Raw genomic sequence first — 15,477 nt, 5'->3', positions numbered from 1 at the left:
AACTTCCGATCGGGTCCCCGGCGAGGCGAGGGAAGGGAACCAACCAGTGACCGCAGCAGAGCAGCTACACCACGCCGTCGAGGGACTGACGATCGCCGGACTGTTGCGCCACAACGCCAGGCAGTTCCCCGACCATCCCGCGCTCACCAGTGGCATCGGTCCGGACGCGACCACACTGACCTGGTCGCGGCTGCGCTCCGAGGTCGCGGTGCTCAGCCGCGGCCTCTCCGCACTCGGGCTCCGGCCGCGCGACCGGATGCTGATCGCCATGTCCAAGCGGCCGGAACACTGGATCGTCGATCTGGCGGCGGCCCACCTCGGCGCCCTGCCATGCAGCACCTACGACACCCTCAGCAGCGAGCAGATCCGCTTCGTCGCCCAGCACAGCGCGGCAACGACCCTCGTGCTGGAGGGCAGGGAGCAACTGCGCCGCTGGCAACCAGTGCTGCCCGAGCTACCCCAGCTGCGGGCGATCGTCGTCCTCGACCCCGAGATCGTTCCGGCAGGCGACCGGCGCTTCGTCAGCTATGCGGACCTGCGCGGCGAGGCCGAGGCCGGCGAGGTCGGCGCGACGTTCGAGAAGCTCACCGACACGGCCACGCCGGACCAGCCGCTGACCGTCGTCTACACCTCCGGCACCACGGGCGAACCCAAGGGTGTGGTGCTGTCCCACCGCAACGTGATTCACGAGTCCCTGATGCAGGACCGCCTGGTCACCACGTCCGAACATCCGCGGTCGGTGGCCTACCTGCCCCTGGCGCATATCGCCGAGCGGGTGCTCGGAATCTACCTGCCGATCTGCAATGCCGGGCACGTCACGATCTGCCCGGACCCGGCGCAACTGCTGCCGACGCTGCTCGCCGTGCGCCCGAACGGGTTCTTCGGCGTCCCGCGCGTGTGGGAGAAGCTGGCCGCCGGTCTGCGGGCCCGGCTCGACACACTGACCGGGGAGCGAGCCGCCGCGGTGGCGCAGGCGCGGGAACTCGCCGCGCAGGTGTTCCGGCTGCGGTCCGCCGGTGCGGATGTTCCCGCCGACCTGCTGGACCGGCGGGACCGGCTGGACGAGCAGGTGCTGCGGCCGATCCGGGCGGCCATCGGGCTGGACGAATGTGAGCGGGCCTTCAGCGGGGCGGCGCCGATCCCCGCCGCCGTACTGGAGTTCCTTGCGAGCCTGGGGACGTCGGTCTACGAGGTGTGGGGGCTGAGTGAGACCACCGGAGCGGCCACGGTGAGCACCCCTGAGGTGTTCGCCCTGGGGTCCGTCGGGCGACCGGGACCGGGCGTCGAGGTCATGCTCGCCGCCGACCAGGAGCTGCTCGTGCGCGGTCCCGTGGTCTTTCCCGGATACCTCGGCACCGACGGCGAGCTGGAGCCCGCGACCGACCAGGATGGCTGGCTGCCGACCGGCGATATCGGCACGATCGACGACCGGGGCATCGTCTCGATCACCGACCGCAAGAAGGAGCTCATCATCACCGCAGGCGGCAAGAACATCGCGCCGACGAAGATCGAGTCCTTGCTGCGGTCGCATCCCCTGATCGCGCAGGCCGTCGCCATCGGCGAGAAGCGCCGTTACCTCACCGCCCTGCTGGTCCTCGACGAGGAGACGGCTCCGGCCTGGGCGCGGGCCAACGGCATCGCGGCGACCGAGCTGAGCGCGCTGTCCCGGCACCCCGAGGTCCGCGCCGCGCTGGACCAGGCCGTTGAGCAGGCGAACTCCGCGCTCGCCAGGGTGGAACAGGTGAAGAAGTACCAGGTGCTGGCGCAACCGTGGACCGCCGAGTCCGGCGAGCTGACCCCGAAGCTGAGCCTGCGGCGGAAGGTCATCGAGGAGCGGTACGCCGAGACGATCGAGTCGATGTACGAGTGACCGGAGGAAAGCACCTGATGCCACGAGTTCTGACCGATGAGCGCCGCGACCTCGTCAACGCCATCGGGGACTTCTGCCGCCGTGAGTGCGGCACCAAGGAGCAACGCGACAAGCTCACCGCGCATGGTCAGGAGCCGCACAACCAGGAGCTCTACGCCAAGCTGGCGGACCTGGGCTGGCTGGGCATCGCGGTACCCGAGGAGTACGGCGGATCCGGTTCGGGAATGACGGATCTGTGCCTGTTCCTGGAGGAAACCGCCTACGGCCTGGTGCCGATCAGTGGTTTCGCCACCACGATCATCGCGGCCGCGGGCTATGCCAAGTTCGGCTCCGCGGACCAGCGGCGCACCGTGCTCGAAGGGGTGGTCAACGGCCGGATCGAGGCCATCTCGATGTCCGAACCCGAAGCCGGGTCGGATGTGGCGGCGCTGACCTGCCGCGCCGAGCGCACCGAGGGCGGCTGGGTCGTGAACGGGCAGAAGACCTGGTGCTCCAACGCGCATCTCGCCGACCACATCCTGCTCATCGCCCGGACCTCCCAGGAGCACTCCAAGCACCTCGGCCTCACCCAGTTCCTGGTGCCGACCGAAGCCGAAGGGCTGCAGATCCGCGGAATCGACACGATGGGCGGCCGGGAGGTCAACGACCTCTACTTCACCGACTGCTTCCTGCCCGACTCCGCGGTCGTGGGCACGGTCGGCCAGGCCTGGACGCAGCTGATGGCCGGGCTGAACCTGGAGCGGATGATCCTCGGGGCGAACATGCTGGGGGTGGCGCGGCGCGCGTTCGACGACACCGTCGAGTACGTCAGGCAACGGGAGCAGTTCGGCCGGCCGGTCGGCTCGTTCCAGGCGCTCAAGCACCGGATCGCCGATATGGCCACCGAGCTCGAATGCGCCCAGCTGCTGCTCTACCACGTCGCGGCCGCCATCGACGCCGAACCCGGAACGGTGTTCGCCCGCGAGGCCTCGATGGTCAAGCTCAAGTGCACCGAGCTGGCCAAGCACGTGACGCTGGAAGGCATGCAGATGATGGGCGGTTACGGGTACAGCACGGAGTACGGGATGGAGTCCCTGCTGCGTTCCACCGTAGTGTCCACCGTGTACGGCGGAACCAGCGAGATCCAGCGGGACATCATCGGAAAGACCTACGGCTTGTGACGCCGTCCTTCCAGCAGCATGCGGTGGAGGCGGGTGCGCGCCTCCACCGGCATGACCTCATACCGTGACCGAACGATCAGCGGAAGGGTTTCTTGTCCGAGATCCGGCTGCTGTCGACATGATCAATCCCGGCATGGGCGCTTCAGGCGGCGATGTGGGCCGCGAGCCGGTCGGCGGCGGTGCGGGGCTCGCGGCCGAGGAGTTCGGCCAGCAGTGGGCCGGCTTCGGCGAAGTAGCCCGCCCGGGCTCCCTGGTACCAGGTGAGCATGAGCCGGGCCGCCTGCTCCGGCACACCGATCGTGATCTGGTCGGCGACCCACTGTTCGTCGTCCACGAGGACGCGTTCGACAGTGTGACCGGTGAGGTCAGCGGCGATCCTCGCGAAATCGTCGAAAGTCACGGCGGTCGGCGCGGTAAGGGTGACAGGACCATCGAAGGAACGGTCACCGGCGAGGATGACCGCAGTGGCCTCGGCTATGTCGGCACGGTCGGTATACGGGACGGGGCCGTCTTCCGGCTGAGCGATCATGCCGGTCCGCCGCCACGGGCCGAGAACCTGATCGAGCGGACCGTAGGCGCCGTTGCGCAGTGCGGTCCAGTCGACTCCGGAGTCGCCGAGGATCGTCTCGGTGGCGATGTGGATGTCCGACGGCCGGTACGGGTTGCCGGGGACGGCGCCCTGCTGGCTTGTGTAGAGGATCCGCCGGGCTCCGGCCGCGACCGCGGCTTCGATGGCATTGCGGTGCAGGCTGACCATGTCGGCGGCCGGGTCGTTACCGGACACCAGCAGGACCTGCTCGGCACCGGCGAACGAGTCACGCAGCGCGGCCGGGTCCTCGTAGGAGCCCTGCCGCACGCGCACGCCGCGGTCGGCGAAGTGCTGCGCCTTGGCGGCGTCGCGGACGCTGACACCGATCTGGTCGGCGGGTATGCGCTTGAGGAGGTACTGGACGATGGCGCCGCCCAGCCCACCGGTAGCGCCGGTGACAACGATCATGTTCTTGACCTTCCTGAGCGCCCACGGTGTCTCGTCCTGGCGGTGGGCGGCAGCATAAGTTGACTAATCGGGTCAGTTTCTCTTCCGGCCACGACCGTAGGTAAGCTGACCCAAGGAGTCAAATTACGACGGTGAGCGACAGGAAGAGACGGTGAAGGCCATGGCCGGTACGGTGCCTTCGAAGTCCCGGCTGCGCGCCGACGCCCGGCGCAACTCCGAACAGATCCGCTCTGCCGCGATCGGCGCCTTCCAGGGACAGGGCCTGACGGTGCCGCTGGAGGATGTCGCCAAGGCGGCAGGGGTGAGCAAGGCCACGATCTTCAACCGGTTCGGCGGGCGGATCGGCCTCATCGAGGCCGTCATCGAAGAGGTCGTGGCGAGTGAGCTGTTCGCCGTCATCGACCACACTCGGACCATCGACGACGTCGGCGAGCGGATCGCGTACTACCTCACCGCGATCCGCGACCTCCAGTACCGCCAGCCCGCCTTCAACGACGTCCTGTTGCAGACATATCCGCACTCGCAACAGCTCATGGAGATCTGCCGGGTCGGAAGCGAGGCCAACGAAGAGCTCATCGCTGCGGCGCGGGCCTCCGGCGCGCTGCGGCCGGAGTTCACGGCGGGCGACCTCCACGCACTCGTCGTCGACAACGCCCTCGCCCTCAAGCACGGCAAGCGGCCTCCCCGGGACGACTACGACCGCCGCACCAGGTACCTACTGGACGGAATCCGAGGGCATTCCTCGGCTTCCGGCGGATGATGACAGCCTCCTTGCCCGGGTACCCGGCCGACACCGGGCCGAACGGGCCGTCGTCATCGGGTGCCTCCCATACGGGCGATGAGGACCGACTGGCCAGGGGAGCTTTCCAGCGGGTGTACCTCGGGTTCGCCGAAGCCCGCTGCCAGCAGCCAGTCGACGATCTCCCTGGTCGGGTAGACCTGGCCGCCCTGGCCGTGGAAAAGGTTCAGGCTGAACACCCTGGTGAAGGCCTCGTCCACCGGGTCGGCCGGGTGCTCGTCGTGCTCCAGCAGCACCACCGCGCCGCCGGTGCGCAGGGCCGCGGCCACCCGGCGCAGTAGTGTGCGGTTGGCTGCGGCGGTGCGGCCGTGCACGACGTTGAACAGCAGCGCGGTGTCGAAGTCCGCACCGAGGTCGAGTTCGTCGTAGTCTCCCGGTCGCAGGGTGATGCGCCCGGCAAGGCCCGCCTCCTCGACCGCGGCCGTGTTCAGGGCCTCGGGACGGTCCACGACGGTGGCGTGCAGTGCCGGGTTCGCGGAGCAGAGCCGGATCGGGTACGCGGCGTGCCCGCCGCCGAGGTCCAGCAGGGTCTCCCCCACCGGGACCAGCCCGGCGACCTCCGGGGCGATGTGCTCGGCGTGGCCGGACAGCATGCGCTGGAAGCGCTCCAGGGTTTCCGGCCTGCCGGCCAGCCAGGCGTAGAAGTCGAGGCAGGCGGTACCGGAGCGCACCGAGGTTTCCAGCTCGCCCCAGGAGTCGAACAGGACCGTGGACCAGAAGCGTTCGACCCGTGCGTAGTCGCCGCCCGCCAGCCACTTGCCTGCCATCGGCGAGTTCGCGTAACGCTCACCGTCAACGGTCAGGTAACCGCAGGCGACCAGCACATCGGCCAGCAGCGCGGTGCCGCGCGGGTCGGCGTCGATCCGGGCGGCCAGCTCGTCGGCCGGAAGCGACCCTTCCGCCAGCGCAGGGAAGACGCCGAGGCGCAGGGCGGCCGTGGCGGCGCGGTACCCGGCTGTGGTGATCATGTCCAGGAAGGACGGCGGCCCGTCCCCCTCGTCGAGATCCAGCGGCATCTCAGCTCCTCCCCGGCAGGACGCCCGCGGACGCCAGGTACTCGATATGCCGCGCGATCATGGCCCGGTCCGCTGGCGGGAACCGCACCCCGCAGTCGGCCGCCGCGGACCAGGTTGCCGAGCAGTCGAAAACGGGGTGGGCCCGGTGCGTGGTGGTCAGGCCGAAGGCCAGCGGCCCGAACGCGCTGTCCGGGCTGTCCAGCATCAGCTCCCGCCACTCCGGGTACTCCAGCAGCCGGGTCGGGTAACCGACCTCGGTCAGCACCTCGCCGAGGTCGGCGTAGGACAGCCCGTCGGCCCGGTAGTAGTGGAAGTCCCTGCCGTGCAGCTCCGGCCGCAGGGACAGGCCCGCGATCGCCGCGGCGAGCCGGTCCACCGGCAGCATGTCGATCACGTCCGCCGTGCTCGGCACCGCGCCGACCTGCGCGCAGGTGGCGATCTGCCTGCTGAGGTAGGACTCGGTCTTGGCGGTGCCGGTGCGCATGTCCCCGACGATGGCGGCGATGCGGTGGATGGAGATCGGCAGGCCGCGGTCGCGGGCCAGCACGCCCATCATGTCGGCGACCCATTTGGTGGTGTGGTAACCGGTGTCCAGCCCGGTCGGGTCCTCCGGCCGGTCGGCCTCGGTGATCCGCACCCGGTCGTAGGCGGCGCCGAGGAACACGCCGAGGGTGGACATCAGGTGCAGCGGTTTGGTCGTGTACCGGGTTGCCAGCCGCAGGATGTCCACGGTGCTGCCGATATGCGGGGGCATCATCCACTGGTAGGTGAGCACGAAGTTCATCACCGCGCCGTTGTGGTAGATCGCATCCATGCTCTCGGCCAGCTCGTCGAACGCCCTTGCCGCCAGGCCCAGTCCCGGCTGGGACATGTCGCCGACGACCGGGACGATCCGCGCCAGTGCCTCCTCCGGCACCTCGAGCCGGGCCCGCTCCAGGTTGGCCCGCACCCGCGCGGCCGCCATCGCCGGAGTCTCGGCACGGACCAGGCAGTGCACCTCGGCCTCGGTGCGGGCGAGCAGCTCGGCCAGCAGGTGCGCGCCGAGGAAACCGGTCGCCCCGGTGAGCAGCACCCGCTCCACCGCGCCGGTCCGCGGGCCTGCGGGCCGGATCTCCTCCGGCGGGCGGGCGTCGGCACGCATCTGCTCCGGTGTCGGCAGCCCGGAGGGGTACCGGCCGGCGAAGGCGTCCCCGGTGTCCGCGGTGTCTTCGGTGTCTTTCCTGGCTGCCGCCTGCTCCACCACCTCGGCGAGCTCCGCGAGGTCGGCGGTGGCGAACAGGGCCCGCAGCGGCACGTCGACTCCCAGCAGCGCGCGGATGCGGGCCAGCACCTTGGCCGCGACCAGCGAGTGCCCGCCGAGCCCGAAGAAGCTGTCCCCGCGGCCGACCAGGGGAACCTCCAGTACCTCGGCCCACACCTCGGCCAGGGTGCGCTCCACCGGGGTACGCGGCGGCTCGTAGACCGCCGCGCGCGGCTGGGGGTCAGGCAGGGCCGCAGTGTCCACTTTGCCGTTCCGGGTCAGCGGCAGCTCGGCCACCTCGACCGTGGCGCCGGGCAGCATCGCCTCGGGCAGCCGGTCGGCGCAGTGGGCACGCAGCTCGTCCAGCGATGGCGCGGTCGCGCCTTCCGCAGCCACCAGGTAGGCGACCAGGGTCTCGGCGCGCACGGCCACGGCGGCATCGGCGAGCCCGGGATGGGCCAGCAGCGCCGCGCGCACCTCACCGGGCTCGATCCGGTGGCCGCGCAGCTTCAGCTGGTCGTCGGCGCGGCCGACGAACTCCAGCCTGCCATCCGGCCGCAGCCGGGCCAGGTCGCCGGTGCCGTACATGCGGCCTCCCGGCACCGTGGGGTCGGGCAGGTAGGCCGCCGCGGTGCGGGCTGGCTCACCCCGGTAGCCGCGGGCGGGGGCCGCTCCCCCGATGTGCAGCTGGCCTGCTACCCCGACCGGCACCGGGCGCAGCCGGTCGTCCAGCAGGTAGGCGCGGACGCCGGGCAGCGGGCGGCCGATGGGCAGGGTGGCCGAGGGCGGGTCCTCGGTGCTCGCGGTGTGCGCGGTGGCGCACACCGTGGTCTCGGTGGGCCCGTAGTGGTTGACCAGGGTGACCCGCCCGCCGGTGAGCCGCGTCCACTCGGCGACCGCCGACCCTGGCACGGCCTCACCTCCGACCATCATCATCCGCAGTGGGCTGCCCGCCACCGCCTCGGTGAGCCCGGCGAGGTCGGCCACCCACCGCTTCCACAGCGCCGCCGCGGTGTCCACGGCGGTGATGCCGTACTCGGCGCACAGCCGCAGCAGCTCGGCCCCGCCGATCGAGGCGGGCTCCGGGTGGGTGAGCACGGCCGCGCCCGCGCACCAGGCCGGGAAGATGTCCCCGACCGAGGCGTCGAAGCTCAGCGGCGGGATCATCAGCAGCCGGTCGCCGGGCCCGAAGCCGTGCAGGTCGATGAACGCGCGGGTGAGGTTGGCCAGGGTGTCGTGCTGCACCTGCACGCCCTTGGGTTTCCCGGTGGATCCGGAGGTGTAGACGACGTAGGCCAGCGCGGTGTCCGGAACGTCCACGGTGGGCGGCTCGGCTGCCTCGGTTTCGAGTTCGCCGGTGCTCAGCACGGTGCCGGGGAAGCCGCCGAACCGGTGCCGGTCGCCGGGCGCGGTGAGCACGACGGGGGCACCACAGTCGGCAAGCAGCTCGGCCAGCCGGGCCGGCGGGTGCGCCGGGTCCAGCGGCACGTAGGCACCGCCCACCTTGAGCACGCCCAGCAGCGCGATCAGCGCCTCCGAGCCCGCGGGCAACGCCACCCCGACCGGGGTCTCCGGACCCACCCCGAGGCCGGTGAGCAGCTGTGCGAAGCCGTTCGCGCGGCGGTCCAGCTCGCCGAAGCTGACCGTGGCCCCTTCGGGGAGGGAGACGATCGCCGGAGCGTCCGCGTCCTGGGCGGCGATGCGGTCCAGGACGCGGGGCGCGGGCGGTGGGGCCGCGTCGTTCAGTGCGGCGACCGCGGCCCTGTCGGCAGCGCCGAGTGTGTCCAGTGTGGACAGCCGTGCCGTCGGACGCTCGGTCATGGCGGTGAGCACGGCCAGCAGGTGCCCGGCGATGCGGGCGACGGTATCCGGCTCGAACAGGTCGGTGCTGTAGTCCAGGGTGGCTGGCCAGTCGCCCTCGGTCTCGCGCACGTGCAGGGTCAGGTCGAACCGGCTGGTGTCCCGGTCGACCGGGACGGCCCGTGCGGGGAAACCGGCCCAGCTGCCCGCGCCGCCACCCTGGTTCAGCACCAGCATGACCTGGAAGACCGGGTGGTAGGACAGGTCTCTCGGCGGGGCCAGCCTTCCGGTGACCTCGTCGAAGCTGACGTCGGCGTGCTCCAGCGCGTCGATGGCCGCCGCGCGGGCCCTGCCGAGCAGCTCGGCCGGGGTCGGGTCGCCGGAAAGGTCCATCCGCAGGGCGGTGGTGGTGACGAACATGCCCACCGTGCCCTCCAGCTCGGGGAACGGGCGATGCGTGGTGGGCGCGCCGATGACCAGGTCCTCGCCGGCACCCCGGCGGGCCAGCAGCGCGGCGAAGGAGGCCAGCAGCGCGGCGAAGGTGGTGGTCCCGTTGGCCCTCGCGGTCGCGGTCAGCCGTTCGGCCAGGCCGGCCGGGATGGTGAAGGGATGCGATCCGCCCGCCACGGTGCGCCGCGGGGTGCGCGGCCGGTCCGCCCCCAGTTCCAGCGCGGGGGGCGCGCCGGCGAGCCGCTCGGCCCAGTGGTCCAGCTGGCGCTGCCGCTCCCCGTCGGCCAGCCGCCCGGCCTGCCAGTGCACGTAGTCGGGGAACTGGGTGTGCACCGCCTCCAGCGGTTCCCCGGCATAGGCCGCGCCCAGCTCCGCGGCCACGATGCCGAGCGACCGGTCGTCGCAGACGATGTGGTGGGCGGCAAGGACCAGCGCGCAGTCGTCTGGACCCAGCCGGATCAGCCGCAGCCGCAGCAGCGGCGCCGCGGAAAGGTCGAACGGCCGGTCCACCTCGGCGGCCGCCTCCTGGCGTAGTGTCTGGTCATCGGCCCCGGTGAGGTCGCTGACGGCGACCTCGGCCGCCACCTCCGGCAGCACCTGCTGCTCGGCGCGGCCGTCCACCTCGATGATCCGGGTGCGCAGCGCCTCGTGCCGCTCCAGCACCCGCGCCATGGCGGCGCGCAACCGCCCGGGGTCGAGGTCGGTGGCCACCCGCAGCGCGCAGAACATCACGTAGGCGCCGGAGTCCTGGCCGAGCCGCTCGGTCAGCCACAGGCCGCGCTGGTTACCGGACAGCGGTACGGGCCCGGCTTCCGGCCGGGCCGGGATGGCGGGGGCGGGCGCGGTGGCCAGGCCGCGCTCGGCGACCAGCCGTGCCAGCAGTTGCTCGCGGTCGGACAGCTCGGTCACTGTGGAGTCCTTTCCGGGGTGGGCGCGTCGGGCAGCTCGTCGACCGCGCGCAGCCGTGGCCGGGACCAGGCGTAGCCGGTCAGCGCGAGCATGAGCACGCCGACGATGAGGAAGACCAGTGCGATACCGCGCCCGTCGCCGGTGCCGATCACCGCGCCGATGGTGCCGGCCAGCGCGCCGCCCTCGGCCATCAGCGGTTCGGCGATGCCGTCGGTGATCGGACCGATCAGCAGGTAGGCGACCGGCATCGCCGCGGTGCTGAGCACCCGCACGACGGCGAGCACGCGCCCGAGCACCTCGGGGTCCACTTTGGTCTGGATGAGGGTTATGCAGGAGGTGTTCATCAGCGGCAGGGTGAACAGGAAGGCGGGCGCGGCCACCGCGATCAGCCATGGCGACGGCGCGAGGCTGTGCAGGATCAGGAAGACACCGCCCAGCCCCAGACCGGAGTAGATGCCCAGTACCCGCCGTTTCGGCCCGCCCCAAGCGCCCATGACGAGTCCGCCGAGGAACATGCCGCTGCCCCCCGCTGCCATCAGCACGCCCAGGGTGGCGGGGTCGGCGAAGGACAGGATGAGCGGTTGCACCAGCCCGCCCGCGATGGCGAACAGGAAGTTCCACAGGCCGAACACCACGCACAGGGTGAGCAGGGCGGGCGCGGTGCCCAGCCAGCGCAGCCCCGCCCCGATGCCGGGCCTCTCCTTGCCGGTGCCCGCGGGGTGGTTGCTTCGGCGGGTGGCCGGGTCAGCAGCAGGGTGGTGACCGCGAACGCCATCGACAGCACGTCGATCAGCAGCACCCCGCGCAGCCCCACCAGGGTCAGCAGCGCACCGGCCACCAGCGGGGCGGCGATCTGCACCCCCTGGGTCAGCTGCATCAGCCCGTTCACCCGGCCCAGATGCCGTTTGGGTACCAGTGCCGGCACCAGCGCGTTGTAGGCGATGATGTGGAAGGCGTTGAGCGTGGCGGTCGCCGCCGTGGCGGCGTAGACATGCCAGGTCGCCAGCGCGTCGGTACTCACCGCCAGCAGCAGCAAGGCGGTCACCATCCCGGCCCCGGTGTCCGCGGTCAGCATCACGCGGCGGCGGTCGTGGCGGTCGGCGACCGCCCCCGCGTACGGGGCGACCAGGATGCCCGGCAGCACGGCGCAGAACTGGATGAGCACGAACTGGGTGACCGATCCGGTGCCGAGGTAGACCCAGACGCCGAGGACGAAGGCGCTGAGCGCGGAGCCGATCACCGATACCAGCTGGCCTGCCCAGATCACCGCGAACCGGCGCAGCCCGCGGTCGTCCTGCAGCTGCGAGGTGGCGGTCACCGGGTCTCCCCCAGCATGGCCCGCAGGTCCTCGGTGGACCTGCCGTCCAGTTCCACCCGCAGCTGCGCGATCGCGGCGATCTGCCCTGGCCTGTCCTCCAGTTCGGTGAGCACCCTGGCCAGCCCGGCCACCGTGGGTGCGGCGAACATCCGTCCGATCGGAATGGTCACCGAGAACGCGGCCCGCACCCTGGCCACCACCTTCGCCGCCAGCAGCGAGTGCCCGCCGAGGACGAAGAAGTCGTCGTGCACCCCGAGGTCGGGCAGGCCGAGGACTTCCTGCCAGATGCCGGCCAGCACCCGCTCCACCGGATCGCGCGGGGCCACCCGTTCGGCCGCACCCGCCCACACCGGGTCGGGAAGGGCCTGCCGGTCCACCTTGCCGTTCGCGGTCAGCGGCATGGTTTCCAGCAGGACGGCGGTGGCCGGGACCATGTACTCGGGCAGCCGCTGCGCGAGCCGGGCACGCAGCCGGGACCACAGGTCCGGATCCCGGCCCGCGTCCCCGTCGGGGACCAGGTAGGCCACGATCCGCACGTCCTCCCCCGCTCCCCTGGTCACCACCACGGCCTCGGCGACTTCCGCGCAGCGCAGCAGGGCCGCCTCGACCTCACCCAGCTCGATCCGGAACCCGCGCACCTTCACCTGGTGGTCGGCGCGGCCGAGGAACTCCAGCATGCCGTCCCGGCGCAGCCGTACCTGGTCACCGGTGGCGTAGAGGCGGCCGGGCCCGAACGGGTTGGGGCGGAAGCGGTCGGCGGTGCGGCCGGGCATCCCGCGGTAGCCACGGGCCACGCCCTCCCCGCCGATGTGCAGTTCGCCGACCACCCCTGGAGGGACCGGTTCCATCCGGGCGTCCAGTACGTACAGGCTGGTGTTGCCGATCGGTGCCCCCAGCACGACCGGCGCGGGCGCCGCATCGACCAGGGCGGCCGAGGACCAGACGGTGGTCTCGGTGGGACCATAGGCATTCCACACCAGTGCCTCGTCCGACAGCAGGGCGTCGGCAAGGTCGCGGGTCAGCGCCTCCCCGCCGCACACCCTGGTGACCACCCCGGCGGGGACGCCGCCCGCGGTCTCCAGCAGCCGCCAGGTCGCCGGGGTCGCCTGCATGGCGGTGACCCCCGCATCGGCCAGCAGGTCCCGCAGCGCGGGTCCGTCCGCGACGGTCTCCGTGGGCACCACCAGCACCTCGGATCCCGCGACCAGGGGCAGCAGCAGCTCCAGCACCGAAATGTCGAACGAGAGGGTGGTGACCGCGGCGAACCGGTCGGCGGGGTCGAGGTCGAACAGGTGCTGGAAGGACACCAGCAGGTTCAGCACCGCCCGGTGCGGGACCTCTACTCCCTTGGGCCTGCCGGTGGAACCGGAGGTGTAGATGAGATAGGCCAGGTCCTCGCCGTGCACCGGCACCGCGGGCGCGGGTTCGTGGCCCGCGGCGTCCTCAGGGGTCAGCACGGTCCCGGCGAAGCCGAGGTCGTTCCCTGCGCCGAGCAGTATCCGCGCCCCCGAGTCCGCCAGCATCCCGGCCAGCCGGGCGGTGGGCCAGTTCGGGTCCAGCGGCAGATAGGCCGCCCCGGCCCGCCACACCCCCAGTATCGCGGCGACCAGGTCCGGGGTGCGCGGCAGGCACAGGCCGACCGGGGCTTCCGGACCCGCCCCGTGCGCGCGCAGCAGCGCGGCGATCCGCCCGGACCGCTCGTCCAGCTCCCGGTAGGTCAGGGCGGTGCCGTCCGGCCCGCTGACGGCGATGTTCCCCAGCCCGCCCGAGATCAGGTCCAGTACGGTGGTCGCGGTGGGCAGCGGCAGCTCGGAGGCGTTCAGCCCCTCCAGCACCTCCCACCGCAGCACCCCGGTCAGCGCGTCCAGTTCGGACACCCGGCGCCCTGGATTCTCGGCGATGGCCGTCAGCAGGGCGGCGAACCGGTCGGCGAAGTCGGCGATGGTCTCCGGATCGAACAGGTCGGTGCTGTACTCGATGCCGAAGTCGAGGCAGTCGCCGCGCCGCTCGGCGGCGAGGGTGAGGTCGAACTTGGCGACCTTCGGGTCCACCACGATCGGCGTGGCCTCGAGGTCGGCGAAGGACATCCGCAGCGGCGGGGTGTTCTGCAGGATCAGCTGCGCCTGGAACACCGGCGCATGCGCCATGCTGCGCCGCGGGCGCAGCCGTTCGACCAGCTGCTCGAACGGTAGTTCCGCATGTGCCAGACCGTCCACTGTGGCCTGCCGGGTCCGGGTGAGCAGTTCCTCGAAGCTCGGGTCGTCGCCAACCCGCGTGCGCAGCGCGAGGGTGTTCACGATGAAGCCGATCATCCGCTCCAGGTCCGGGTGCGCACGGCCCGCGACGGGGGTGCCGACGACGACGTCCTCCTGCCCGGCCAGCCTGCCCAGCCGGGCGGCGAAGGCCGCCAGCAGCACCATGAACAGGGTGGCGCCACGCTGGGTTGCCAGTTCCTCCAGCCGGTCCACCACCGCACCAGGGACCACCTGCTGGTGCAGCGCCCCCCGGTAGCTGGCGACCGCGGGCCGCGGCCGGTCGGTGGGCAGGGTCAGCAGTTCCGGCGCCCCGGAAAGGTGCTCGGCCCAGTAGTCAAGGTGCTCGGCGCCGTCGCCGACCCTGTCCCGCTGCCAGGCCGCGAAGTCCGGGTACTGCAGCGGCAGCTCGGGCAGCTCCGGCAGGGTCCCGGACACCGCGGCCCGGTAACAGACACCAAGCTCGTCCAGCAGCACCGAAAGCGACCAGGCATCGGAGATGATGTGGTGCAGGTTCAGCACCAGCACGTGGTCGTCCTGGTCGAACCGTCCCAGATCCACCCGCAGCAGCGGTCCGCTGTGCAGGTCGAACGGTTCCGCGCCGCGCTCGTCGGCGAAGCGCTGCGCGGCGGCGTCCCGGTCCGGCCCGGTCAGGGCGTGCTCGCGCAGTTCCGCCGTGCCGGTGGGGGCGACCAGCTGCACCGGCTCCCCGCCGGACTCGGGGAAGGTGGTGCGCAGGGCGGCGTGCCTGCCCACCACCGTGTCCAGCGCCGCGCGCAGCGCCGCCCGGTCCAGCCCGCCGCGCAGCCGCATTCCCATGGGCAGGTTGTAGGCGGCGCTACCGGAGGAGAACTTGTCCAGGAACCACAGGCGCTGCTGCCCGAAGGACAGCGGATAGGGCACGGGGGCCTTGGCGCGGGCGCGCAGTCGCTGCGCGAGCAGCTCGCGCTTGCGGGCGGCGGACAGGGGCCCAGCGGAATCGGGCTCGGTCATCGTCGGCTCCCAGCGGTGTCTGGTCGGTCGGTCACGGCGCTCACCGGGCCGCGCTGGTGTGCGGCAGGGGGTCGCCGAAACGGTCCCGGTACGCGGCGACGGTGACCTCGTCGTCGCGCAGGAAAGGGAAATCGGTGGGCACCATGTGCCTGATCGCCAGCAAGGGCAGCGGCGCGCGCAGCGGCCGGAAGTCCGGATTCCACAGCCCGCCCTTGTCCGGCGGTCCGGGATGGAACTCGCCGATCATCAGCCCGGCCTCGGTGTACTCGCGCTTCAGCGCCCCCTGGGTGCGGTCGATCAGCGTCACATCGGTGAGGTTCGGGAACAGCACCAGGATGGTCTTGAACTGGGACTCCGGCTCGGTGCTCGGGCTCAGCTCGGTGAACCAGTCCCGGTAGTGCAGCAGCAGCTCGGCAAGGTCGGCAGGGCGCTCGGGCCGTCCAGGGTGGACGGAGATGAGGAAGAGGCCCTTGCGCAGCGATGCGCTGGTGAACGGGCACACATCGCCCCGCCTGCCGAGGTCGGGGTTCGGTCTGCACAGGTACTCCCGCGCCCAGCCGTGGATGCGCCGTAGCGCAACCTCGTACTCGGCGACGGCATGGGGCAGCTCCTCTGCGGCGAAGTCCGCCGGCTCGACCAGCGGGTACACCGGCCGGGTGGGATGGGTCAGCAT

General features: G+C 71.7%; 10 protein-coding genes. 3 read left to right on the top strand and 7 right to left on the bottom strand.

Annotated features, from left to right (window positions below; translation table 11 throughout):
• The first annotated feature begins 46 nt into the window (after positions 1-46).
• Together KOI47_RS16250 and KOI47_RS16245 are read left to right on the top strand one after the other, a co-directional pair.
• Complete coding sequence (locus KOI47_RS16250; protein WP_216216781.1) at positions 47-1,870, top strand: AMP-dependent synthetase/ligase; 1,824 nt, start codon at positions 47-49, stop codon at positions 1,868-1,870.
• Between the two features lie 17 nt (positions 1,871-1,887).
• Complete coding sequence (locus KOI47_RS16245; RefSeq protein WP_216216780.1) at positions 1,888-3,030, top strand: acyl-CoA dehydrogenase family protein; 1,143 nt, start codon at positions 1,888-1,890, stop codon at positions 3,028-3,030.
• Between the two features lie 142 nt (positions 3,031-3,172).
• Here KOI47_RS16245 and KOI47_RS16240 read toward each other — a convergent pair whose 3' ends face one another.
• A complete protein-coding gene (locus tag KOI47_RS16240) occupies positions 3,173-4,027 on the bottom strand; it encodes an NAD(P)H-binding protein (protein ID WP_216216779.1) in 855 nt (284 codons plus the stop codon).
• Between the two features lie 160 nt (positions 4,028-4,187).
• Between KOI47_RS16240 and KOI47_RS16235 the strand changes: the two genes are divergently transcribed.
• Positions 4,188-4,787 (top strand): TetR/AcrR family transcriptional regulator, encoded by a 600-nt coding sequence (locus tag KOI47_RS16235; RefSeq protein ID WP_232376776.1) that lies wholly within the window; start codon positions 4,188-4,190, stop codon positions 4,785-4,787.
• A 53-nt stretch (positions 4,788-4,840) separates the two neighbouring features.
• Here the strand turns inward: KOI47_RS16235 and KOI47_RS16230 are convergent, their stop codons facing one another.
• From KOI47_RS16230 to KOI47_RS16205, 6 genes are read right to left on the bottom strand one after another with little or no spacing between them, the layout of a single operon-like run.
• Complete coding sequence (locus KOI47_RS16230) at positions 4,841-5,842, bottom strand: methyltransferase (RefSeq protein WP_216216778.1); 1,002 nt, start codon at positions 5,840-5,842, stop codon at positions 4,841-4,843.
• A 1-nt stretch (position 5,843) separates the two neighbouring features.
• The gene (locus KOI47_RS16225; RefSeq protein ID WP_216216777.1) at positions 5,844-10,241 is read right to left on the bottom strand and encodes a non-ribosomal peptide synthetase; all 4,398 of its coding nucleotides are present in this window, start codon (positions 10,239-10,241) and stop codon (positions 5,844-5,846) included.
• On the bottom strand, positions 10,238-10,873 hold the full coding sequence (locus KOI47_RS16220; protein WP_216216776.1) for an MFS transporter: 636 nt from the start codon (positions 10,871-10,873) through the stop codon (positions 10,238-10,240). Before KOI47_RS16220 ends, KOI47_RS16225 begins: the two co-directional genes overlap by 4 nt.
• On the bottom strand, positions 10,777-11,559 hold the full coding sequence (locus KOI47_RS16215; protein ID WP_216216775.1) for an MFS transporter: 783 nt from the start codon (positions 11,557-11,559) through the stop codon (positions 10,777-10,779). Before KOI47_RS16215 ends, KOI47_RS16220 begins: the two co-directional genes overlap by 97 nt.
• Entirely contained in the window at positions 11,556-14,804 is a 3,249-nt protein-coding gene (locus tag KOI47_RS16210) for a non-ribosomal peptide synthetase (protein WP_216216774.1), read from the bottom strand. Before KOI47_RS16210 ends, KOI47_RS16215 begins: the two co-directional genes overlap by 4 nt.
• Positions 14,805-14,844: 40 nt before the next feature.
• The gene (locus KOI47_RS16205) at positions 14,845-15,477 is read right to left on the bottom strand and encodes a DUF6875 domain-containing protein (RefSeq protein WP_216216773.1); all 633 of its coding nucleotides are present in this window, start codon (positions 15,475-15,477) and stop codon (positions 14,845-14,847) included.

This window comes from Amycolatopsis aidingensis (assembly GCF_018885265.1).
Lineage (GTDB): Bacteria > Actinomycetota > Actinomycetes > Mycobacteriales > Pseudonocardiaceae > Amycolatopsis > Amycolatopsis aidingensis.
The sequence above is the reverse complement of the archived record's forward strand: the minus strand, read 5'-3'. Positions and strand labels throughout refer to the sequence as shown.